This is a genomic window from Hungatella sp. SL.1.14 (assembly GCF_024460495.1).
Classification (GTDB): Bacteria; Bacillota; Clostridia; order Lachnospirales; family Lachnospiraceae; genus Hungatella; species Hungatella hathewayi.
Genome location: NZ_JANFYJ010000010.1, coordinates 39,438 through 58,470, shown reverse-complemented (window position 1 = coordinate 58,470; position 19,033 = coordinate 39,438). Strand labels below are relative to the sequence as shown.

Annotated in this window: 31 protein-coding genes and 1 tRNA gene; all 32 read left to right on the top strand. The window is 40.8% G+C overall.

All coding sequences use genetic code 11. From position 1 onward, the window contains the following. Window positions 1–12: 12 nt before the first annotated feature. Entirely contained in the window at window positions 13–480 is a 468-nt protein-coding gene (locus NE473_RS12590; RefSeq protein WP_007868874.1) for a hypothetical protein, read from the top strand. A 180-nt stretch (window positions 481–660) separates the two neighbouring features. Beyond that, window positions 661–975 carry a hypothetical protein gene (locus NE473_RS12585; RefSeq protein ID WP_007868872.1) on the top strand — a complete coding sequence of 105 codons (315 nt, stop codon included), beginning with the start codon at window positions 661–663 and terminating at the stop codon, window positions 973–975. A 58-nt stretch (window positions 976–1,033) separates the two neighbouring features. Then, complete coding sequence (locus tag NE473_RS12580) at window positions 1,034–1,396, top strand: hypothetical protein (RefSeq protein WP_007868870.1); 363 nt, start codon at window positions 1,034–1,036, stop codon at window positions 1,394–1,396. 44 nt (window positions 1,397–1,440) lie between these two features. Continuing rightward, complete coding sequence (locus NE473_RS12575) at window positions 1,441–1,575, top strand: hypothetical protein (RefSeq protein WP_007868868.1); 135 nt, start codon at window positions 1,441–1,443, stop codon at window positions 1,573–1,575. A 78-nt stretch (window positions 1,576–1,653) separates the two neighbouring features. Then, window positions 1,654–1,872: a hypothetical protein gene (locus NE473_RS12570; protein WP_007868866.1), complete on the top strand. Its 219-nt coding sequence runs from the start codon at window positions 1,654–1,656 to the stop codon at window positions 1,870–1,872. Window positions 1,873–1,935: 63 nt separating this feature from the next. After that, window positions 1,936–2,006, top strand: a tRNA-OTHER gene (locus NE473_RS12565). Between the two features lie 54 nt (window positions 2,007–2,060). Beyond that, entirely contained in the window at window positions 2,061–2,378 is a 318-nt protein-coding gene (locus NE473_RS12560; protein WP_148508968.1) for a hypothetical protein, read from the top strand. Between the two features lie 22 nt (window positions 2,379–2,400). After that, window positions 2,401–3,180 (top strand): DUF6353 family protein, encoded by a 780-nt coding sequence (locus NE473_RS12555; protein ID WP_148508966.1) that lies wholly within the window; start codon window positions 2,401–2,403, stop codon window positions 3,178–3,180. Between the two features lie 46 nt (window positions 3,181–3,226). Then, on the top strand, window positions 3,227–3,397 hold the full coding sequence (locus NE473_RS12550) for a hypothetical protein (RefSeq protein ID WP_006781047.1): 171 nt from the start codon (window positions 3,227–3,229) through the stop codon (window positions 3,395–3,397). Window positions 3,398–3,433: 36 nt separating this feature from the next. Further along, entirely contained in the window at window positions 3,434–3,724 is a 291-nt protein-coding gene (locus NE473_RS12545) for a hypothetical protein (protein ID WP_007868850.1), read from the top strand. 32 nt (window positions 3,725–3,756) lie between these two features. Next, complete coding sequence (locus NE473_RS12540) at window positions 3,757–4,635, top strand: DUF6273 domain-containing protein (RefSeq protein ID WP_256265272.1); 879 nt, start codon at window positions 3,757–3,759, stop codon at window positions 4,633–4,635. Next, window positions 4,635–5,408 carry a DUF6353 family protein gene (locus NE473_RS12535; RefSeq protein ID WP_054346224.1) on the top strand — a complete coding sequence of 258 codons (774 nt, stop codon included), beginning with the start codon at window positions 4,635–4,637 and terminating at the stop codon, window positions 5,406–5,408. The genes NE473_RS12540 and NE473_RS12535 overlap by 1 nt, the downstream gene beginning before the upstream one ends. A 70-nt stretch (window positions 5,409–5,478) precedes the next feature. Further along, complete coding sequence (locus NE473_RS12530; RefSeq protein ID WP_006781043.1) at window positions 5,479–5,745, top strand: hypothetical protein; 267 nt, start codon at window positions 5,479–5,481, stop codon at window positions 5,743–5,745. Between the two features lie 288 nt (window positions 5,746–6,033). Continuing rightward, window positions 6,034–6,636 carry a hypothetical protein gene (locus NE473_RS12525; RefSeq protein ID WP_006781041.1) on the top strand — a complete coding sequence of 201 codons (603 nt, stop codon included), beginning with the start codon at window positions 6,034–6,036 and terminating at the stop codon, window positions 6,634–6,636. Window positions 6,637–6,650: 14 nt separating this feature from the next. Next, window positions 6,651–6,911 (top strand): DUF3310 domain-containing protein, encoded by a 261-nt coding sequence (locus NE473_RS12520; protein ID WP_007868842.1) that lies wholly within the window; start codon window positions 6,651–6,653, stop codon window positions 6,909–6,911. A gap of 2 nt (window positions 6,912–6,913) precedes the next feature. Next, window positions 6,914–7,873, top strand: coding sequence for a DUF6353 family protein (locus NE473_RS12515; RefSeq protein ID WP_007868841.1), 960 nt, complete (start codon window positions 6,914–6,916; stop codon window positions 7,871–7,873). A 70-nt stretch (window positions 7,874–7,943) separates the two neighbouring features. After that, entirely contained in the window at window positions 7,944–8,513 is a 570-nt protein-coding gene (locus NE473_RS12510) for a cell wall hydrolase (RefSeq protein ID WP_007868840.1), read from the top strand. A gap of 119 nt (window positions 8,514–8,632) precedes the next feature. Next, window positions 8,633–8,797 (top strand): hypothetical protein, encoded by a 165-nt coding sequence (locus tag NE473_RS12505; RefSeq protein ID WP_007868827.1) that lies wholly within the window; start codon window positions 8,633–8,635, stop codon window positions 8,795–8,797. Then, entirely contained in the window at window positions 8,787–9,401 is a 615-nt protein-coding gene (locus NE473_RS12500) for a peptidase associated/transthyretin-like domain-containing protein (RefSeq protein WP_007868814.1), read from the top strand. Before NE473_RS12505 ends, NE473_RS12500 begins: the two co-directional genes overlap by 11 nt. Then, window positions 9,401–9,949, top strand: a complete 549-nt coding sequence (locus tag NE473_RS12495; protein WP_007868810.1) for a hypothetical protein — start codon at window positions 9,401–9,403, stop codon at window positions 9,947–9,949. Before NE473_RS12500 ends, NE473_RS12495 begins: the two co-directional genes overlap by 1 nt. A gap of 14 nt (window positions 9,950–9,963) precedes the next feature. Beyond that, a complete protein-coding gene (locus tag NE473_RS12490; RefSeq protein WP_007868808.1) occupies window positions 9,964–10,176 on the top strand; it encodes a hypothetical protein in 213 nt (70 codons plus the stop codon). Window position 10,177: 1 nt separating this feature from the next. Then, the gene (locus tag NE473_RS12485) at window positions 10,178–10,411 is read left to right on the top strand and encodes a hypothetical protein (RefSeq protein WP_007868805.1); all 234 of its coding nucleotides are present in this window, start codon (window positions 10,178–10,180) and stop codon (window positions 10,409–10,411) included. Window positions 10,412–10,419: 8 nt separating this feature from the next. Beyond that, window positions 10,420–14,520, top strand: a complete 4,101-nt coding sequence (locus tag NE473_RS12480) for a DUF5906 domain-containing protein (protein ID WP_119205463.1) — start codon at window positions 10,420–10,422, stop codon at window positions 14,518–14,520. 19 nt (window positions 14,521–14,539) lie between these two features. Next, window positions 14,540–15,025, top strand: coding sequence for a hypothetical protein (locus NE473_RS12475; RefSeq protein ID WP_007868801.1), 486 nt, complete (start codon window positions 14,540–14,542; stop codon window positions 15,023–15,025). Between the two features lie 92 nt (window positions 15,026–15,117). Continuing rightward, on the top strand, window positions 15,118–16,005 hold the full coding sequence (locus NE473_RS12470) for an N-6 DNA methylase (RefSeq protein WP_007868799.1): 888 nt from the start codon (window positions 15,118–15,120) through the stop codon (window positions 16,003–16,005). A gap of 22 nt (window positions 16,006–16,027) precedes the next feature. Further along, window positions 16,028–16,192, top strand: a complete 165-nt coding sequence (locus NE473_RS12465; protein WP_006781028.1) for a hypothetical protein — start codon at window positions 16,028–16,030, stop codon at window positions 16,190–16,192. Further along, window positions 16,182–17,420 carry a DEAD/DEAH box helicase family protein gene (locus tag NE473_RS12460; RefSeq protein ID WP_007868797.1) on the top strand — a complete coding sequence of 413 codons (1,239 nt, stop codon included), beginning with the start codon at window positions 16,182–16,184 and terminating at the stop codon, window positions 17,418–17,420. Before NE473_RS12465 ends, NE473_RS12460 begins: the two co-directional genes overlap by 11 nt. A gap of 13 nt (window positions 17,421–17,433) precedes the next feature. Next, entirely contained in the window at window positions 17,434–17,592 is a 159-nt protein-coding gene (locus NE473_RS12455) for a hypothetical protein (protein ID WP_006781026.1), read from the top strand. Next, window positions 17,589–18,116, top strand: coding sequence for a DUF5662 family protein (locus NE473_RS12450; protein WP_007868794.1), 528 nt, complete (start codon window positions 17,589–17,591; stop codon window positions 18,114–18,116). Before NE473_RS12455 ends, NE473_RS12450 begins: the two co-directional genes overlap by 4 nt. After that, window positions 18,100–18,300 carry a hypothetical protein gene (locus tag NE473_RS12445; RefSeq protein WP_007868793.1) on the top strand — a complete coding sequence of 67 codons (201 nt, stop codon included), beginning with the start codon at window positions 18,100–18,102 and terminating at the stop codon, window positions 18,298–18,300. The genes NE473_RS12450 and NE473_RS12445 overlap by 17 nt, the downstream gene beginning before the upstream one ends. Next, entirely contained in the window at window positions 18,297–18,488 is a 192-nt protein-coding gene (locus NE473_RS12440) for a DUF6906 family protein (RefSeq protein ID WP_007868788.1), read from the top strand. Before NE473_RS12445 ends, NE473_RS12440 begins: the two co-directional genes overlap by 4 nt. Beyond that, window positions 18,475–19,029 (top strand): LemA family protein, encoded by a 555-nt coding sequence (locus NE473_RS12435; protein ID WP_007868786.1) that lies wholly within the window; start codon window positions 18,475–18,477, stop codon window positions 19,027–19,029. Before NE473_RS12440 ends, NE473_RS12435 begins: the two co-directional genes overlap by 14 nt. Window positions 19,030–19,033: the final 4 nt, after the last annotated feature.

Sequence of the window (19,033 nt, the reverse complement as noted above, 5' to 3'; positions counted from 1 at the left end):
AGGAGAACTAAAATGAGTGAAAACATCAAAGAATTGTTGAATGAGGAGATAGCAGCGGAAATTCAAGCAATATCTTCTCTGGATTCGGGTAGCGAAGAGAAATCAAAGGCTATAGAGGATCTGGCAAAACTCTACCGTTTGAGAATCGAGGAAACCAAAAGTGAGCTGGACGCAGAGGATAAGCGAAGCCGGCGTACGTTGGAAAGTGAAGCAAATGTCCGGGAGAATGAGATTAAGAAATCTCAGTTGGACGAACAGATCAAAGCCGACGTACAGGATGAGCAGTATAAGCGTTCTCAGCTTGACGAGCAAGTGAAGGATCGATATTTCAAACTGGGGATTGCAGCGGCAGAACTTCTCATACCGATAATGTTCTATGGTATCTGGATGCGGAAAGGATTCAAGTTTGAAGAAACGGGAACCTATACCTCAACAACATTCAGAGGATTATTCAATCGTTTTAGACCGACAAAGAAATAATTAACCGGTCAGAAATGAGGAGGGCGTGATTTACACATGTCCTCTTCGTTTTTGCGTGATTTTTACAGACGCTATTATGGAAAGGAGATGCTACAAAGAGCTCTTTGTCTCTTGACCGTACACCGGAAGAAACCGTACAATAATAGCGGTTCTTTCGAAAAACGAAAGGAGATAATATTTATGAGCTACAAAATTATCAAACCCGAAGGTATTGAATTGATTGAGTACCTGAATAACGGATATGCGATTTGCAATCGGTGTGGAGCCGTCATGAGGCAAACAGAAGATCCGAAGACTGGATGCGGAATTTATATCTGTCCATCGTGTGGATTAAAGGTGGACGAAGAGGATTACGAGTATGAGTCCGATGAAGAAGTAGAATGGACGGAAGAAATGCTCGATATGGAACAAGGAGATATTCCGCCAGCCGGATGCAGAGCCTGCGGAGGACCATATCCGTATTGCAAAACGTCATGTAAGCTATTTGATGACTAAAAATATTATTAAGAGAAGGTCTATGCTTCGGCATAGGCTTTTTCTTTTTGGAGAATAAATGATGCGATACCATTATGAAAAACCGAACATCTATTTGTCGATGTACGGAAAAGTATATTTTTGTGACCATCCAGTCTATCATTGCTGCACGCTGTTCCAAATCGGAGAAAAGGGACTGGCAGTTATTCAGCAGAGATTTGACGAGAAAACAAAGAGTACCTGGTGGGGAGACGTGGATCCATGGATTACGGATGATTTATATTTGCATCCTCGTTTTAAAGAATACTTTGATACACATTCCGGAATGGCTACGGACGGGCTTTATCCCACTGTGACACTTCGTCAGATTATGTGGGCTTTAAAAATGAAGCCGATTAAAAGGGAACGATGGGAGACTGTTTTTGACAGGAGAAATATTTAGTCCGCTAAAATTACATCTCCTATTGTGAAAGGAGAGTGACTTTTATGATTAAAATAACGTATAAGCGATCAGGAGTCGAGGATTATCGAGAGTTTAGAAACAAAGAAGAATTCGAAGATTGGCTTGATCGCCAGAAGAAAATTGAAGAGATCACCATTATCAATAAGAGCGAGTCCTAACAAGGACTCTTTCTTTTTGCGTGATTTTTACAGCTTCTCTTATGGAAAACGATAGATCTTGAGAGGAGGAAGAGGAGTATGGACGAAATGAAAATCAACTCAAAATTTACACGGATGTTGCTTTCGAAATTAGCAAAAGGGGTATTACATAAAAAGCTTGGATATAACGTAGATATCCAGTTAAACGAGTTGAATGCTTCGATTTCAGATGAAAAAGCGCACGTACATGTGAGTATTGATGCAGATATGAGTAAAGAAGAACTCATGAAAATTCTGAAGAAAATCGGTTTAAATTAAGAGGATTGAGCCAGCAATGGCTCTTTCTTTTTACTTCGCAAAATTTACAATTCCTATTATGGAGAAACAGTTAGCTCATTGGCAGAGCGCCACACTTCCGTGGAGGTAATCGGTTCGAGTCCGATACTGGTTCTCTTTTATTTTCTTATCAATCAAGAAAGGGGGATTTTAAGAAGGTGGTCAGAAATTTGAGTTTGGACGAATTGGCGTTGATTCTATGTGATATGTACGAAATGGACGAATGGTTGCCAAATCCGGTATTCGACAAGAAAGAGTTCACTAGGGTGAGCAATACATTGTGGGCGATTGGAGAATTTCGAAATTATGTAGCCGATCATATTTTTCCCCAGACCAAAATGTCCATAAAAAATTTAGAAGCGATGGCTCGATCATTTATAGAAAAAATGGATGACTTTGCTTCTATGAATCAACAGAACAGTTCTATATTTACCACCGCTAAGATGGTTGGAGAAAATATTCAAGATCTGTTATATGCCATGGAATAGGATAAAACGAAAGGAGAATATTATGCAAAAAGTTAAAACCTTGAAAAGAGTCGGGCGTCAATTATATCGCTCATCTCCGACAATTTTAACGGTAGTAGCTTCTATTGGAGTCATTGCAACAACCATTACGGCTGTTCAGGCAACCCCTAAAGCAATAAAATTGTTGAAAGAGGCAGAGCTGGAGAAGGGCGAAAATCTAACTAAATTAGAAATCGTCCGAGTAGCGGGGCCGACTTATATTCCTTCTGTACTGCTGGGAGTTTCAACTATTGCTTGTATCTTTGGAGCGAATGCATTAAATCAAAAGAAACAGGCTTCTTTGATGAGTGCATACGTTATGCTCAATGAATCCTATAAGCAATATCGGAAGTCAGCCAAGACAGTTTACGGAGAGGATGCGGATGATAAAATCCATGCGGAAATGGCGAAAGATGCCATGGTGTCTTCCTACGACTGGGGTTATCAGGTTTACAACATGGACATGGATTCTGAAAGTGAACGGTTGCTTTTCTATGATCTTGCCTCAAAGAAGTATTTTAGAACCACAATGGCAGCGGTGTTAAACGCCCAATATCATGTAAATCGGAATCTTTCCATTAAAGGCGATTGTTCATTAAATGAATACTTGTCATTTTTAGGTGTCGAAGGCATAGACGGAGGCGATGAACTCGGATGGGATATCAGCTATATGGTAGAAGAAATGGATTGCTATTGGTTGGATTTTGATAATTACAAATCAACGTTGGAAGATAGCTTGGAGTGCATCATTATAGACACGATGGCGGTCAACAAATTTGAATGATTCGCAAAAATTACAGACCGTATTATGAAAAGGAGGCTAATGCTTTATGAAAAACAAAAATTTTATCAAAGCCATTGGGATTGCAGTTACGGTGATCGGATTTGGAGTAAGTATTCTTACCGATTGGGTAAACGAAAAGAAAATGGATGAGAAAATTGAAGAAAAGGTAAACGAGGCACTTGCCAAAAAAGATGATGAAAACGAAGAGGAGTCCTAACAAGGGCTCTTTCTTTTTAGTTTGGAGCAAGTGCTGATGAATGATGAGGCTATTCAAAAAATCATGAATTATACGAATATGCATCTGTTTGAACCGGGAGAAAATTGGCCTAAATCAGCCATTATGGAACGTTCGTATGAACGGTGGGCGGTTGACGAGATTCTACTGGCCATTATGGATCATCCGATGACAGAAGCCGATTTAGTGATAGAAGGGTTTATATTGAAAATGGAGCTTTTTCTTTATCTGTCGGAAAATCCAGCAAATAACCACATATTTCAAGTTGCAGAAAATACGGCCGAGACACTTCTCGGTCTTATTTTATAACCACAAATTTTATTTTCGAAAGGAGAAACATTATGAAGGCATTAAGAAAGCAGAAAATCGAAACAGCAAACATTCAGGTAGGAGATCAGATGGTCATTCCGCTGGCAGAGCTTGGAGAGTTTACCGCGACCGCTCACAAGGTTACGGACGAGGGCGTCATGTTTATATTTGACGAATATGTTACCTGCCGGCCGATGAATAACTGCTCTACAAAAAAAAGCGGGTTTGAAAAGTCCGATCTGAAGAAGTGGATGGATACAGTTCTGTTTATGGCGTTTCCAGAAGAGTTGCGTGATAAGATTTACGGACTTACTATTCCAACTGTTGGACAGATTGTTGGTCACGAAGACGAATGGGATAACAAGAATCTGGAACCAGATAGCGATGAACAGCTGCCTTTGATGAAAGAGTGCAAGAATCGAATTGCTTGTTTTGAAGATCAGCTTACGTGGGGATGGCTGAGAAATGCTACAAAAGAGGAGTTTTCTTCGGCTTATTTCGCTTATGTGGCCTACGGTGGCGCTGCGCACTACGGCTTCGCTTCGGGCTCTGGTGGAGTTCGTCCGGAATTCTGGTTGGTTAAGCAGGAATCCAGGGGCCCTGTGCCCCGTAGATCTGGCCGTTATCCTTGGGGCTTTGATGCTGGTTCAGAAGACATTCTGCATTATTGTCAGAATGATGTAATGGTTACAAAAGAAGCAGCGTTAAAGATGGAAATTTGGAATAAAGAAAATGAGATTGATACTCTGAAAAAGGAAATTGAGAAGTTAGAAAAATATAAGCAGTACGATAAAGCAACAGCGGAAACCAAAGTAATTATGGACAGCTTTGTTCGTGCCGGCTTTACTGAGAATCAGGCTCTTGACATGGTTAAAACGATATTCAGTGTGATATTTGGAGGAATGAGATAATGAATAAATCGAACATATCAAAAGTTTTGTCGTCAGTTCGAACATCCATGGCAAAGCACAGCCCTGAAATTCTTACAGGAATTGGTATTGCCGGTATGATCACAACGACTGTCATGGCGGTCCGGGCAACGCCGAAAGCACTGATTCTCATTGAGGAAAGAAAAGAGGAAATTGGAGCCGAGGAGCTTGAAGTCGCGGATGTGGTAAAAACAACTTGGTTATGTTATATTCCGGCAGCGATTACGGGAACCCTCTCCATTGCATGTTTAATTGGAGCCAGCTCAGTAAACGCTAAACGGAATGCAGCACTTGCAACGGCATATACCTTATCGGAATCCGCTCTCAAGGATTATCAGGGAAAAGTCGTTGAGATGTTCGGAGAGAAGAAGCACGAAACTGTGAAAGATGCCGTTGCAAAGGATAAAATCGAGAAAAATCCAGTGGTAACAAGAGAGGTAATCATTACAGAAAAGGGAAATACGCTCTGCTATGACGCGATTTCTGGCAGATATTTTAAAGGCGATATCGACAAAATTAAGAAAGCGGAATGTGAATTAAATCGTCAGATGCGCGATGAGATGTATGTATCCTTAAATGATTTCTACTACGAAGTCGGTCTGGATAATATCAAAATCGGCGATGAGTTGGGATGGAATATTGATAATGGGTATATTAATCTATCATTTAGTTCTCAATTGGCCGGCGATGGAACTCCCTGCCTGGTGATTGATTACAGTATTGCTCCGAGATACGATTTCAGTGAGCTGATGTGACGCGCGAAAAAAACAGTGGCTTTAATGGAAGAAGAACCACACATTTTCAAAAATTGAAAGGAGAATAAACATGGAAACCAATGAAATCATGAACAACGAAGAGGTTATGGAAACAGCCACAGAGGAAATCGTTAAAGCGAGTTCTGGTAAGGGGTTTAAGGTTGCGGCCGGTATCGGTTTAGCCGTACTTGCAGGTGTTGTAATCTACAGGTATGTGGGTAAGCCGATGATTGCCAAAATCAAAGCTCAGAAGGAGCAGCAGATTATCGATGCTGAGTGGGATGAACCCGAAGAACCAATCATTGAGAATGAAAAAGAGGATTCCGAAGAAGCCTAAACGAAAAAATGTGTTTCAACACGAGGGAGAGTACCTGTAACAAGGTGCTTTCCCTTTCTTCTTTTATCCGGAGGTGAAATTTATGAACATGTATTCGTATGATGGCCCAGTTATGGAATTTGACAACTGTGTTGCAAATCGCTGGATTGCTTCCACACGGGCAGTTTCAGAAAAGAAAGCAAGGTCAAACCTTACTTATCAGTTTAAAAAGAAAAACAACCGACTTCCGGGTACAAAGATTATATTGCCTGGAAAGATCAGTTTGGTGAGCGGAAAGGAGACAACTTAATGGAGGAATATAAGCCGAATTCCCACAAATCAAAGGAGGAGCAGAAAAATCTTGTTCCCGAAAAACGTGTAGAGAAAGTGATTTCTGGGACGGTAAAATCAAAGAAAAAATCAGAAATGCAGAAGTTTGCAGACGTATTCATTTCTGAAGATGTCAATAACGTAAAATCTTATATTGTGATGGATGTTCTGGTGCCGGCAATAAAAAAGGCAATTTCCGATATAGTTACCAATGGTATTGATATGATCCTCTATGGAGAAACTGGGAAGTCAAAAAAGAACTCTACAGCGTCCAAGGTATCCTATCAGAAGTATTACGACAGCGGAAAGAAAGATTATACAGCACCGAAGAGCCGGACGAGCTACGAATATGATGAGCTTTTATTCGAAACTCGTGGAGATGCGGAATCGGTATTAGACGCCATGAACGAAATTATTGCACAGTATGAGGTAGTTAGTGTTGCAGATCTTTATGATTTGGCAAACGTGTCCAATGACAATTATGCTGCCAATAAATACGGATGGACTGATATTGCTGGATGCAGGGCGGTTCGAGTAAGGGATGGTTATATTTTAAAATTGCCTAAACCAATGCCGTTGTAAAGGAGGGATTCAAGATGTATGAGTCAGAAGACAGGATGGTATCTCATCCGGATCATTATATTTCCGAAACGGGTATGGAAGTTATTGATGTAATCGAAGCCTTTACTTCTGATTTAAAAGGAATTGAGGCTGCCGATACCGCAAACATCATCAAATATGCCTGCCGTTGGAAGAAGAAAAACGGAATCCAGGATTTGGAAAAAATCCTTTGGTACGCCCAGCATTTGATCGACCATTTAAAGAAAACAGAAAAAGTAGAAGAGGAGAATAAATAATCATGAAAAAAGCAGAGATTGTAAAGAGCATGAATGGTTTTCTTAGTAAAACCAGTTTCCAGTTAAAGAAGCATAGTCCGGAGATTCTCGTTGTGGCTGGAGTTATCGGTGTGGTTACAAGCGCGGTAATGGCTTGTAAAGCAACGACAAAAGTGGGTGAAATTCTGGACAAGACAAAAGAAGATGTCGAAACAATTCATAAATGTGAAGCAGACGAATCCGTGAAGGAGCGGTATTCCAGCGAGGATGCCCAAAAAGATTTGGCGATTGTTTATGTTCAGACCGGTATGAAATTTGCCAAACTGTATGGGCCTTCCGTCATACTCGGTGCATTGTCAATCACCAGTATTTTGGCATCTAATAACATTCTTCGTAAGAGAAATGTAGCTCTAAGTGCGGCTTATGCAGCTATTGATAAAGGATTTAAAGAGTATCGCAGCCGTGTGATCGAACGATTTGGCGAAGAGGTTGACCGTGAACTGAAATATAATCTCAAAGCCAAAAAGTTTGATGAAACGGTTATTGATGAAGAGACTGGAAAAGAGAAGAAAGTTAAGAAGAATGGTTTTGTGGTAAGTCCGGGGGATATCAGCGGTTATGCCAGATTCTTTGAAAAGTACACGCAGGATGAGGATGGAAATTCCATTCTTAATCCTCATTGGGAAAGCAACAATGAATATAATCTGATGTTCATCAAAGCCCAAGAGCGTTATGCAAACGACTTGTTGAAAGCAAAGAAGCGCGTATTTCTGAATGAAGTCTATGAGATGCTTGGACTTCCGAGAACAAAAGCCGGCCAGATTGTTGGTTGGGTTTATAATCCGGAAAATTCTAAAGGAGATAATTACATTGATTTCGGTCTGTATTCTGATAATCTGAGTTATTCGGATTATGTCAATGGATTCGACCAGGCAATCCTTTTGGATTTTAATGTGGATGGGAACATCTGGGATTTGATGTGAGAGATAAATTTATAACTATCCCTAGGAGTTATTACGATTCTTGGGGATAGTTTTTATTTGGGAGGAATTTATGCGCAAGTTAATCAAAGTAATAGCGGTTCCGATCTTGTGTGGTATCGTGATAGCATCTTCGTTCTTTGTATCTGAATTTCACTCAGAAGGGGAAGACGTTGTAGCAATACCTAGGGCCAGCGTTGTCGAAAAGACAGAACCGGTTATTACAGTTTTGCAAGAGGAATCCATTCCAATTGCCACTGAGGAAATGGAGGGATTAGAAGAAGTTATACCGAAAATGTCGAGAGAAGATGTAGAGTTAATCGCCCTAGTTACTATGGCAGAAGCCGAAGGTGAATGTGAAGAAGGAAAACGCCTTGTTATCGATACTATATTGAATCGGGTAGATTCCGAACATTTTCCCGATACGGTATATGAAGTGGTTTATCAACCGAATCAATTTTCATCTATGTGGAATGGTCGAGTGGACAGGTGCGAAGTCCGAGCGGATATTTGTGACCTTGTCTATGAGGAACTGGAGTCAAGGAGCAATTACGACGTTGTGTTCTTTACGGCAGGAGAATACAGTGCGTATGGCGTTCCGATGTTCCAAGTTGAAAATCATTATTTTTCAAGGTATGAGTGAAGAAAGGAGAATCATCATGCGTAATCTTTTAGCATTTGTGTCTTATACACTGGCGGCAATGTCCGGTATCTGCTTTGTTGGTGGAATCGCAATTCTATCAACGGGAAGGGAGCATTGATATGGACGGTCTGGAGAATGTGATATCGGTACTGGACTATGTTCTGGATACTAAGAGAAAAAGACATATTATGGGAGGCATTCTGTTGAGTGTCTCCTTTCTTTTTGGCGGTTTGGCAATAACCGTAATGACAATTAAAAACGAGGAGGAAGAGGATGAGCAGTAAAGGATTGACTTTCCTTGCTTTTATTGCTGGAGCGGGGATTGGTTCTGTATGTACATGGCAACTGCTGAAACGGAAATATGAGCTGATCGCTCAGGAAGAAATCGACTCCGTAAAAGCAGCTTATGCCGAAAGAGAAAGCGTAGAGAAAGCGGGAAAGAGTTTTGTGAAGGGTTTTCGTGATGGCCTTAAAGTAGCGGAAGATAGAACTCCGAAGGATGTAGACGACATGGATTTCAAAAAGTACGCGTCTATCATTCAGAAAGAGGGCTATACGGATTATTCCAAAACGGTTGAGGAAAAGAAAGGAGAGGCGTTTGTGGAAAAACCTTATGTCATCTCGCCAGAGGAATTTGGCGAATTTGAAGAGTATGAAAAAATCAGCCTCACTTACTATGCAGACGAAGTTCTGGCTGACGAGAATGATGAAGAGGTAGACGATGTGGAGGAAATTGTCGGTAAGGGCTCTCTGAATCATTTCGGGGAATATGAAGACGACTCTGTGTTTGTCCGAAATGACCGGTTAAAGTGCGATTATGAAATCCTGCTTGACCAGAGAAACTATTCCGATGTTGTAAAAACGATGCCACATCGAATGGAGGAGTAATGACAAAGAACGAGCTTAATGATGCATATTTTAACTGGATGTATCAGCTTGTATTTGATGGGAGATATTCAAAGAGATTATCGTATCAAAAGCTTTTAAGAGAGCTGCATCGAATCGAATTTACTTACAGTATTCCGATGGATGGAAATCGGGCGGAAGATGGAGTGGATTTAAGGTATCGGTTTGGTTATGAAAACGGATACAGCAGCTCTATGGTTTCCACCTATTTGGATAATCGGACTTGCAGTGTGCTGGAAATGATGATCGCGCTTGCGATTCGGTGTGAAGAACATATTATGGATGATCCAGACATTGGAAACCGAACTGGACAGTGGTTTTGGAATATGATTGTCAATCTTGGGCTGGGTTCTATGAATGATTCCAAGTTTGACAGAGATTATGTCGAGGACATTGTCCAGAAGTTTCTGGATCGGAAATATAGCCGTAATGGTGACGGAGGACTGTTTACCGTAAATCGCAGCCGATACGATTTGAGATCTGTTGAAATCTGGTATCAGATGTGCTGGTACTTGGACGAAAATACTTAGAAGGAGAGATTGCCATGGGTCACAGTGAAGTAATGAAGTGGTTTGAGAGTTATTTTCCCGATTTTTCAGGAGAGCGGATTGATATGTGGTTTCCAAATGGAAGGAACAGTATCCGTATCCGCCAGAAAAATGGCCAAGAATTTATATTCACTTATCACGGTCAGAAAGATTGGAAATTTGAAACGATTACTAGCTTTCTGAATGGAATGAAGGGAGAAAAAAAGTAAAATGTGCGAGGTTATGAATTATATTTTTGGAAGTCTTAGCAGCTCGGAAACAGCGATCCGGTCTATCCGGAAATCCATGAATAAACAGGCACGTTATAATCGGAAATTAAGTACGCTTGTTCTTATCGTAACGGTTAATCTGGTTCTCCTGGAACTGGATCGAGTAGAGCAGAAAAAGAGAATCGAGAAATTGGAATCAACAATAGAGGAAATGAAGTGCGATAAAGGAGAGTAAAAAATGAGATGATCGACTTTTTGATGATTTCTACACGTAGTACAAAGCGTGGTGTAATTGAAATCTATCCGAAGTTCATTATTAAGAAAAGCTCCGATCTGATGATTCGAGGTGGTGACTTCTACGCTATCTGGATTGAGGAACGAGGTTTATGGTCTACAGATGAACAGGACGCTTTACAACTTATCGACCGTGAACTGGATAGGTACGCAGAAGAAAGCCGCCAGCGCTTTGACTCTGAAATAAAAGTTCTTCACATGTGGGATGCAGAGTCTGGAATGATTGATTCCTGGCACAAATATTGTCAGAAACAAATGCGGGATTCTTTCCACATGCTGGATGACAAATTGATATTCTCCAACACAAAAACCGATAAAAAAGATTACGCCAGTAAAAAGCTGAAATATCCGCTTGAAGCTGGCGATTTGTCTGCTTATGACCAATTGATGTCTACTCTGTACTCTGAGGCTGAGCGACAGAAAATTGAATGGGCTATCGGTTCTGTGGTATGTGGAGAATCGAAAAAACTGCAAAAATTTATGGTTCTGTATGGAGCTGCCGGAACAGGTAAATCCACAGTTCTCAATATTATTCAGCAGCTCTTTGAAGGGTATTATTCGGTCTTTGACGCAAAAGCTCTGGGGGCGTCCAGTAATTCTTTTGCATTGGAGGCATTCAAGAGTAATCCGCTTGTTGCGATCCAGCATGATGGCGATTTGTCAAGAATTGAGGATAATACCAGGTTAAACAGCTTGGTGTCCCATGAGCTGATGACCGTAAATGAGAAGTTCAAATCGACTTACTCCAACCGATTCAAATGTTTTTTGTTCATGGGTACCAACAAGCCGGTAAAGATTACAGATGCAAAATCTGGTTTGATTCGACGACTGATTGACGTATCTCCTTCAGGAAATAAGCTGAGCCCGAAGGAATACAAAGCAATTATGAAACAGATTGAATTCGAACTGGGAGCGATTGCATATCACTGCCGGGAAATCTATCTAAACAATCCCGGTCTGTATGATGACTATATTCCCATTGCAATGCTGGGCGCATCCAATGATTTCTATAACTTCATCATTGATTCCTACCATGTATTCAAACGGGAAAACGGCACGACTTTGAAAGCTGCCTGGGAGATGTATAAGACCTATTGTGATGAAGCCAAAGTAGGCTATCCATTTTCTCAGAGAATTTTTAAGGAAGAACTGAAGAACTATTTCCATGACTACAAAGAGCGATTCAACATGGAGGACGGTTCGAGAGTACGAAGTTATTATATCGGATTCCGGACTGAAAAATTTGAAGAGGAAATGGTTGCTGAAAAGCCGGAAGAGAAGCCTTCATTATTGCAGTTTAATACTGCCAAATCCATTTTCGATCAGGTATGTTCCGATTGTCCATCGCAGTATGCAACAGACAAAGAAACACCTTCCATGAAATGGAACAAGGTAAAAACGAAGCTATCGGATTTGGATACTTCTAAAATCCACTATGTTAAAGTCCCGGAAAACCACATCGTAATTGATTTCGATATTCCAAATAAGGAAGGGAACAAATCCTTCGAACGGAATGTAGAAGAAGCAAGCAAGTGGCCGGCGACTTATGCAGAGCTAAGCAAAAGCGGAAAGGGGGTTCATCTTCATTATATTTATACGGGAGATGTGAAAAAACTGAGTCGTATTTATGACGACCACATCGAAGTGAAAGTGTTCACGGGTAAAAGCTCATTACGAAGAAAACTTACAAAGTGTAATGATTTGCCCATCGCAACGATTAGCTCTGGTTTACCGACGAAAGGAGAAGATAAAATGGTAAATTTTGAAGCGATTAAAAGCGAGAAAGGGCTTAGAACACTAATCAAGAGAAATCTGAATAAAGAAATCCATCCGGGTACTAAGCCCAGTATCGACTTTATCTACAAAATACTGGAGGACGCATATTCCAGCGATTTGAGTTATGACGTGACGGACATGCGGAATGCGGTTTTAGCATTTGCTGCGAATAGTACGCATCAGGCCGAATACTGTATCAAGCTGGTTAATAAGATGCAGTTTAAATCAGCAGACCCTTCCACAGCGGGGAGAAACGAAGAAGCAAAGTTGGTATTTTACGATATTGAGGTATTTCCAAATCTGTTCCTTGTAAACTGGAAAATCGAGGGCGAAGGAAAGCCTGTGGTGCGTATGATTAACCCGACTCCAACGGAGATTGAGGAATTGATGCGATTCCGGTTGGTCGGGTTTAACTGTCGGCGATATGATAATCATATTCTGTATGCAAGACTCATGGGTTATACAAACGAGCAGCTTTATAACCTCTCACAAAAAATTATCAGTGGAAGTCCGAATTGTTTCTTTGGAGAAGCCTACAATGTTTCCTATACGGATGTGTATGACTTTGCATCTGCCGGAAATAAAAAGAGCTTGAAGAAGCTGGAAATTGAGATGGGAATCCATCATCAGGAGCTTGGGCTTCCTTGGGATCAACCGGTTCCAGAAGAAATGTGGACGAAAGTTGCCGAGTATTGTGATAACGATGTAATTGCAACCGAAGCGGCATTCCATTATCTGAAAGCTGATTGGACAGCTCGACAGATTCTGGCGGATTTGGCTGGAATGACAGTGAATGATACGACCAATACGCTTACCCAGAAGATTATATTTGGAAACGAGCGGAAACCACAGGATCAGTTCAATTACCGAAATCTGGCAGAGCCAGTGCATCACCTTGATGAAGAAACCTATTCCTTCTTGGCCGAAGCGTGTCCCGAAATGATGGCGCAAACGCATGGCGATGAAGGAAGTCTCTTACCATATTTTCCTGGATACAAGTATGAGAATGGAAAATCGACATATCGAGGAGAAGAAGTTGGAGAAGGCGGTTATGTCTATGCAGAACCTGGTATGTACGGAAATGTGGCATTGCTGGATATTTCCTCTATGCATCCTCATAGTGCAATTGCAGAAGTTCTGTTCGGTGTGAAATTTACGAGAGCCTTCCGTGACATTGTGGAAGGACGAGTCAGCATCAAACACGAAGCTTGGGACGAAGTCAATCATATGCTGGATGGGAAGTTGACACCATATATCCAGAAGGTCATTGACGGAGAGATGACAGCGAAGGATTTGGCAAATGCTTTGAAGACGGCAATCAACTCGGTATATGGTCTGACTTCTGCTAACTTCGAGAATCCGTTCCGTGATCCGAGAAACAAAGATAATATTGTAGCCAAACGAGGAGCTCTGTTCATGATTAACCTTAAACACGAGGTACAGGAACGGGGCTTTACTGTTGCTCACATTAAGACGGACTCTATCAAGATTCCTGATGCGACACCGGAGATTATCCAGTTTGTTATGGATTACGGAAAGCGATATGGTTACACCTTTGAGCATGAGGCTACATACGACCGGATGTGCCTTGTAAATGACGCCGTCTATATCGCCAAGTATAAAGACGGAAAATGGACAGCCACAGGAACTCAGTTCCAGATTCCGTATGTCTTCAAGAAACTTTTCAGCGGCGAAGAAATTGCCTTTGAAGATGTGTGTGAAACCAAGTCGGTAAGCAGCGCTTTATATTTGGATATGAATGAGAAACTTCCGCGGCTTACAACCGAGGAAGAAAGGGAATTAAATGCCATCGACAAGGCTTGGAATAGTCAGGCTGGAGGGAAATCTCTTGAAGATGTTGCATCTAAATACGGATATACATACGAAGAAATAGGAGCAAGATACAGCGAGCTTTGTAAAAAAGACGAGGCGACTCACAATTATATTTTCATTGGACGAGTTGGTCAGTTCTGTCCGATTAAATCGGGGGCTGGTGGCGGATTGCTCATGAGAGAAAAGGACGGACGATATTATGCTGCCACTGGGTCAAAGGGCTATCGGTGGTTAGAGTCTGAGATGGTAAAGGAACTCTCTAAAGAGGATTCCGTTGATCGTTCTTATTATGACAAGCTTGTAGACGATGCAGTGGAAACCATATCCAAATATGGTGACTTTGAATGGTTCATATCCGATGATCCTTATATTCCCAAACCTAAGCTTGAGGATTTTATGAACATTCCAGAAGACGCTGATGAGGAAATACCATTTAATTAAAGAAAAGGAGAAGTATATCATGGCTTACAAAAATGTACCCAATATCATTATTGAAAACGCAAGAATTATTTTTCGAAACTTCCGAGGCGAAGAGTCTAAATACAATCGGGCTGGAAATCGGAATTTCTGTGTCATCATCGAAGATCCGGAGCAGGCGGAGAAACTCTCCAATGATGGATGGAATGTAAGAGCGCTGGCTCCGAGAGACGAGGACGAAGAGCCGAAACATTATATCCAGGTGGCAGTCAGCTTTGAGAATATCCCGCCTAAGGTGTATATGATTACCAGAAAGACAAAAACACCGTTGGATGATGAATCCATTTCCACTTTGGACTATGCGGAGATTCGGAAGGTTGATTTGACGATTCGGCCGTATTCTTGGGACGTGAACGGTAAGAGCGGTATTAAGGCTTATCTGAAAACGATGTATGTCACCATCGAAGAGGATGAGTTTGCTGAGAAGTATGCGGAGGAAGAAGGGCCGGAAGAGGTCCCATTCCACTGATGAGCGACAAATAGGGTGCCTGATATTGCCAGCAAGGTAAATGTCCTAAGGCTAGAGGAAACAGCCCTATATTTCTGCGAAAGGAGAAAGTTATGGCATTTTGGAATCGGAAAAAGAAGCGAACCACAGCGAAACCGAAGATCAATGCTTCTATTTCCAAGGTCGAAAAACCAAAGAAAATATCAGAGAAGCACGACTTTGTAGTTCATAAAGAGGAACATCAAGTAAGCTTATCACCGAAGCCGAAAATGAAAAATCTTCCCACTTTCAAACCCGACAGATATGAGAAAGAATTTATGAACATTTTTCGTCAACTTGTTTCAGAAAAAAACAGACCGTGGGATATTTGGAAAGACTTTATTGTTATGTCGGCTTGTTCTATATCAAATTCTGTGGACAAATCTCAATATGATAAGCGAGAGAAACGATACTTGGATATCATTCGCCATTACAGTAAGTCAAAACAGGAACTTTTTCCACAGTTGTTTGCAAATCTGGTCATGTCTTTAGAAATGAATCCGGAGCAGGATTTTTTAGGAAAGATGTACATGAGCTTAAATCTTGGCTACGATGAGTTGAAACAAATATTTACTCCTTATGACATGTGTCGGCTTATGGCAAAAATCACCATTACGGATGTAACTGAGAAAGTAAGGAAAGATGGCTATATTACCATCAACGATCCATGTTGCGGAGCGGGAGCCAACTTGATTGCTGCTATTCACGAAGCACGAAAGCAATTAGAAAAAGAAAATTATAATTATCAAAACCATTTATTAGTTTCCGGACAAGACATTGAAGAAGTTCCAGCTTTGATGTGCTATATTCAACTTTCTCTTCTAGGAATTGCTGGATATTTTAAAGTTGGAAATTCTTTGACCAAACCAATGACTATGGCTGATGATTTGAAGAATTACTGGTTTACACCTATATATTTTTCAGATGTGTGGACTATGAGAAGATTATTTCACAGTATATGAAAGTTTATGAGGAGGGATAAGCGTGAATGAACGATTGAAAGCATTAGAAAAAGAGCTGGATAGTCTGTTAAATATGGCCCCCATAGAAGATGACTGCACGAAGAATGAAAACGAGATGTATTCGGATATGGCGAACCTGAAAAACAGCATAACAGCGGTTCTTGAGGAGCAACGGAATGGCCGTTGAATTGTATGACTATCAAATAGTAGCAGTAAAAAAAATGAGAAATGGTTGTATTCTGTGTGGCGGCGTTGGAAGCGGAAAATCAAGAACAGCATTAGCTTATTACTATCTCCAGAATGGCGGAAATCCGGATTGCTTGATGGGGGTTGAGGATTATGTTGCGATGGACGATCCCCCAAAGGACTTATACATCATCACAACAGCCAGAAAGCGGGACACGATGGAATGGGAGGGTGATCTTTCGCCTTTCCTTCTTTCGGTTCACGAGGATGTCAATCTATATTCAAATCAGATTGTCGTGGATTCCTGGAATAATATCAAGAAGTACGAGGATGTAAAGGATGCTTTCTTTATATTTGACGAGCAGAGAGTGATAGGCTCCGGAGCATGGGTGAAGGCGTTTTTGAAAATCACCAAATCAAATCAGTGGATTCTATTGTCTGCAACTCCGGGAGATACCTGGCAGGATTATATTCCGGCATTCATCGCAAATGGGTTTTACAAAAACCGGACAGAATTCATCCGAGAACATGTGGTTTATAGTCGATTCAGTAAATACCCAAAGATTGACCGATATTTGAATACTGGGAGATTGATTCGACTCAGAAATCGTATTTTGGTGAATATGGATTTCAAGCGTCAGACGGTTTCTCATCACGAAGATATATTTGTTCGATACAGCATAGAGCGATACAAAGATGTTGGACGAACACGATGGGACCCGTATAAGAATGAGCCGATTGCGAATGCCGCCGGTCTTTGCTATGTATGGCGGAAAATTGTGAATACGGACGAGTCACGACAGATCGCCTTGATGGAAATTGTAGAGAAGCATCCCAGAGCCATTATATTTTACAACTTTGATTATGAGCTGGAGCTTTTGAACGGGTTGTTTCGAATTTATGAAGACGATGGAGTCTTTGAAATTGCAGAGTGGAATGGTCACAAACACCAGCCAATCCCAGAGTCGAAAAACTGGGTGTATCTTGTTCAGTACAATGCTGGAGCGGAAGGATGGAACTGCATCAAGACAGATACCATTATATTCTACTCACAGAACTATTCTTACAAAATCATGCAGCAATCTGCGGGGCGAATAGACAGGTTGAATACGCCATTCAAAGATTTGTATTACTATCACTTGAAATCTCGTAGTGGGATTGATTTGGCAATTAGTAAGGCACTGAAAGATAAGAGAGATTTTAATGAATCGAGGTTTGTGAAGTGGTGAAAGGAGATCAACCATGAACGAAGAGTATTTGGAAGTGGATTTTAAAAAGTATTGTAAAACCTGTAAACACAAGGAATTGGGAGAAAAATTCGACCCATGTAATGAATGCTTGGATTATGGATACAATCTCAATTCCCAGAAACCTATGAAGTGGGAGGAAAAGAAAAAATGAGCTATCAATATGACCGATATTTGGCGCAACATAAATCCAACGTTGAAGCCGGATTTCGTTGGTTGCAGAAAAATCTTCCTGAAATTACAGAGGGCAGTGGTGCGGAACACAATATCGTATTTGCACATGACCAATCCAAAACGGAGCCCGATGAGTATGGCCCCTATGATATTTATTTTTATGGAGGCAATCGCTCTTATGGAGTAGTTGAGGATTTCAGAAAAGCTTGGCTGTTACATATTCATCGAAACCCTCATCATTGGCAGTATTGGGTGCTTATCAATGACGATCCCGAAGAAGGAGAAATCATTTTGGAAATGCCTTACTGTTATATTCTGGAGATGATTTGTGATTGGTGGTCCTTTAGCTGGTTTAAAGGGAACCTGCTGGAGATCTTCTCTTGGTATGAGGAGCGGAAAAGCTATATAAAACTGCATCCGAATACGAGAAGATTGGTGGAGGATATCTTAGGACGTATCAAAAATAAGCTTGGGGAGGTGATAGTGAATGAAATCAACAGATAGTGTTATTGTGAGTTGGGATTTTTCTCATGGGAAAGACGCTGGCGTTCTGATTGTTGGAAGGCAGCAAAAAGGAAGGGTAGAAATTATCAATGCCTATCAAGGGGAAGAAGCCAAAGAAATTTATCAAAAGCTGGTATTCCCCAAATCTAAGAAAATCAATTACAGCGAGGAGAAAACCACATGAAGCAACCGAAAAAATTGACCAGAGAGCAAAAAGAATGCTTATCTGCTCATTATTTAAACTGTAAAGATTGGATGTTGGTTGAGGAGACAGAGTTCTATTATCGCATTATCAATAAGAATACGGGTGTGATAAAGAGTGTAGATAAATTCAGAAGAGTAAGAAGGAGAAAAAATCATGAGAACAATTAAAAACAACTGGAAAGTAGCTTTAATTGTAGCAGTCGGTATTATTGCTATTATTTTGTTAGGTGTGTTTTGTATACAGAGTTCCCAGAACAGAGCATTTACCTTGGAAGAGCAAGTTAATACTGCTGATTCTGACATCAAAGTTCAGGAAAAACGACGTGTAGATTTGGTTTACAACCTTGCTAATTGTGTTAAGCAGTACGATAAGCATGAAGCGGAAACATTGACGGCGATTGTTGAAAATAGAGGCTCTACCGGTGATATCGAAAACGTTACTACAGCTATCACGGCGGTGTCAGAAGCGTATCCAGAATTAAAATCTAATGAAAATTATAAAGAGTTAATGAATGAACTTTCAATTACAGAAAATTTAATTGCAGAATATCGGAGTAACTACAATAAGCAGGTAAAAGAATACAACCGATATATACGCAAATTCCCGACAAGATTTTTTCTCAATATTCTCGGATATGAGGTTCGGGGATATACCTATCTTGACTATAGTGCTCCTGCCGATGCTCCGCAGAATCTGTTTGGAGAGTAAAAGC

Coding starts and splice junctions, on each gene's coding strand:
- NE473_RS12590 (WP_007868874.1), top strand. CDS start 13: ATGAGTGAAAACATCAAAGAATTGTTGAATGAGGAGATAGCAGCGGAA.
- NE473_RS12585 (WP_007868872.1), top strand. CDS start 661: ATGAGCTACAAAATTATCAAACCCGAAGGTATTGAATTGATTGAGTAC.
- NE473_RS12580 (WP_007868870.1), top strand. CDS start 1,034: ATGATGCGATACCATTATGAAAAACCGAACATCTATTTGTCGATGTAC.
- NE473_RS12575 (WP_007868868.1), top strand. CDS start 1,441: ATGATTAAAATAACGTATAAGCGATCAGGAGTCGAGGATTATCGAGAG.
- NE473_RS12570 (WP_007868866.1), top strand. CDS start 1,654: ATGGACGAAATGAAAATCAACTCAAAATTTACACGGATGTTGCTTTCG.
- NE473_RS12555 (WP_148508966.1), top strand. CDS start 2,401: ATGCAAAAAGTTAAAACCTTGAAAAGAGTCGGGCGTCAATTATATCGC.
- NE473_RS12550 (WP_006781047.1), top strand. CDS start 3,227: ATGAAAAACAAAAATTTTATCAAAGCCATTGGGATTGCAGTTACGGTG.
- NE473_RS12545 (WP_007868850.1), top strand. CDS start 3,434: ATGAATGATGAGGCTATTCAAAAAATCATGAATTATACGAATATGCAT.
- NE473_RS12540 (WP_256265272.1), top strand. CDS start 3,757: ATGAAGGCATTAAGAAAGCAGAAAATCGAAACAGCAAACATTCAGGTA.
- NE473_RS12535 (WP_054346224.1), top strand. CDS start 4,635: ATGAATAAATCGAACATATCAAAAGTTTTGTCGTCAGTTCGAACATCC.
- NE473_RS12530 (WP_006781043.1), top strand. CDS start 5,479: ATGGAAACCAATGAAATCATGAACAACGAAGAGGTTATGGAAACAGCC.
- NE473_RS12525 (WP_006781041.1), top strand. CDS start 6,034: ATGGAGGAATATAAGCCGAATTCCCACAAATCAAAGGAGGAGCAGAAA.
- NE473_RS12520 (WP_007868842.1), top strand. CDS start 6,651: ATGTATGAGTCAGAAGACAGGATGGTATCTCATCCGGATCATTATATT.
- NE473_RS12515 (WP_007868841.1), top strand. CDS start 6,914: ATGAAAAAAGCAGAGATTGTAAAGAGCATGAATGGTTTTCTTAGTAAA.
- NE473_RS12510 (WP_007868840.1), top strand. CDS start 7,944: ATGCGCAAGTTAATCAAAGTAATAGCGGTTCCGATCTTGTGTGGTATC.
- NE473_RS12505 (WP_007868827.1), top strand. CDS start 8,633: ATGGACGGTCTGGAGAATGTGATATCGGTACTGGACTATGTTCTGGAT.
- NE473_RS12500 (WP_007868814.1), top strand. CDS start 8,787: ATGAGCAGTAAAGGATTGACTTTCCTTGCTTTTATTGCTGGAGCGGGG.
- NE473_RS12495 (WP_007868810.1), top strand. CDS start 9,401: ATGACAAAGAACGAGCTTAATGATGCATATTTTAACTGGATGTATCAG.
- NE473_RS12490 (WP_007868808.1), top strand. CDS start 9,964: ATGGGTCACAGTGAAGTAATGAAGTGGTTTGAGAGTTATTTTCCCGAT.
- NE473_RS12485 (WP_007868805.1), top strand. CDS start 10,178: ATGTGCGAGGTTATGAATTATATTTTTGGAAGTCTTAGCAGCTCGGAA.
- NE473_RS12480 (WP_119205463.1), top strand. CDS start 10,420: ATGATCGACTTTTTGATGATTTCTACACGTAGTACAAAGCGTGGTGTA.
- NE473_RS12475 (WP_007868801.1), top strand. CDS start 14,540: ATGGCTTACAAAAATGTACCCAATATCATTATTGAAAACGCAAGAATT.
- NE473_RS12470 (WP_007868799.1), top strand. CDS start 15,118: ATGGCATTTTGGAATCGGAAAAAGAAGCGAACCACAGCGAAACCGAAG.
- NE473_RS12460 (WP_007868797.1), top strand. CDS start 16,182: ATGGCCGTTGAATTGTATGACTATCAAATAGTAGCAGTAAAAAAAATG.
- NE473_RS12455 (WP_006781026.1), top strand. CDS start 17,434: ATGAACGAAGAGTATTTGGAAGTGGATTTTAAAAAGTATTGTAAAACC.
- NE473_RS12450 (WP_007868794.1), top strand. CDS start 17,589: ATGAGCTATCAATATGACCGATATTTGGCGCAACATAAATCCAACGTT.
- NE473_RS12445 (WP_007868793.1), top strand. CDS start 18,100: ATGAAATCAACAGATAGTGTTATTGTGAGTTGGGATTTTTCTCATGGG.
- NE473_RS12440 (WP_007868788.1), top strand. CDS start 18,297: ATGAAGCAACCGAAAAAATTGACCAGAGAGCAAAAAGAATGCTTATCT.
- NE473_RS12435 (WP_007868786.1), top strand. CDS start 18,475: ATGAGAACAATTAAAAACAACTGGAAAGTAGCTTTAATTGTAGCAGTC.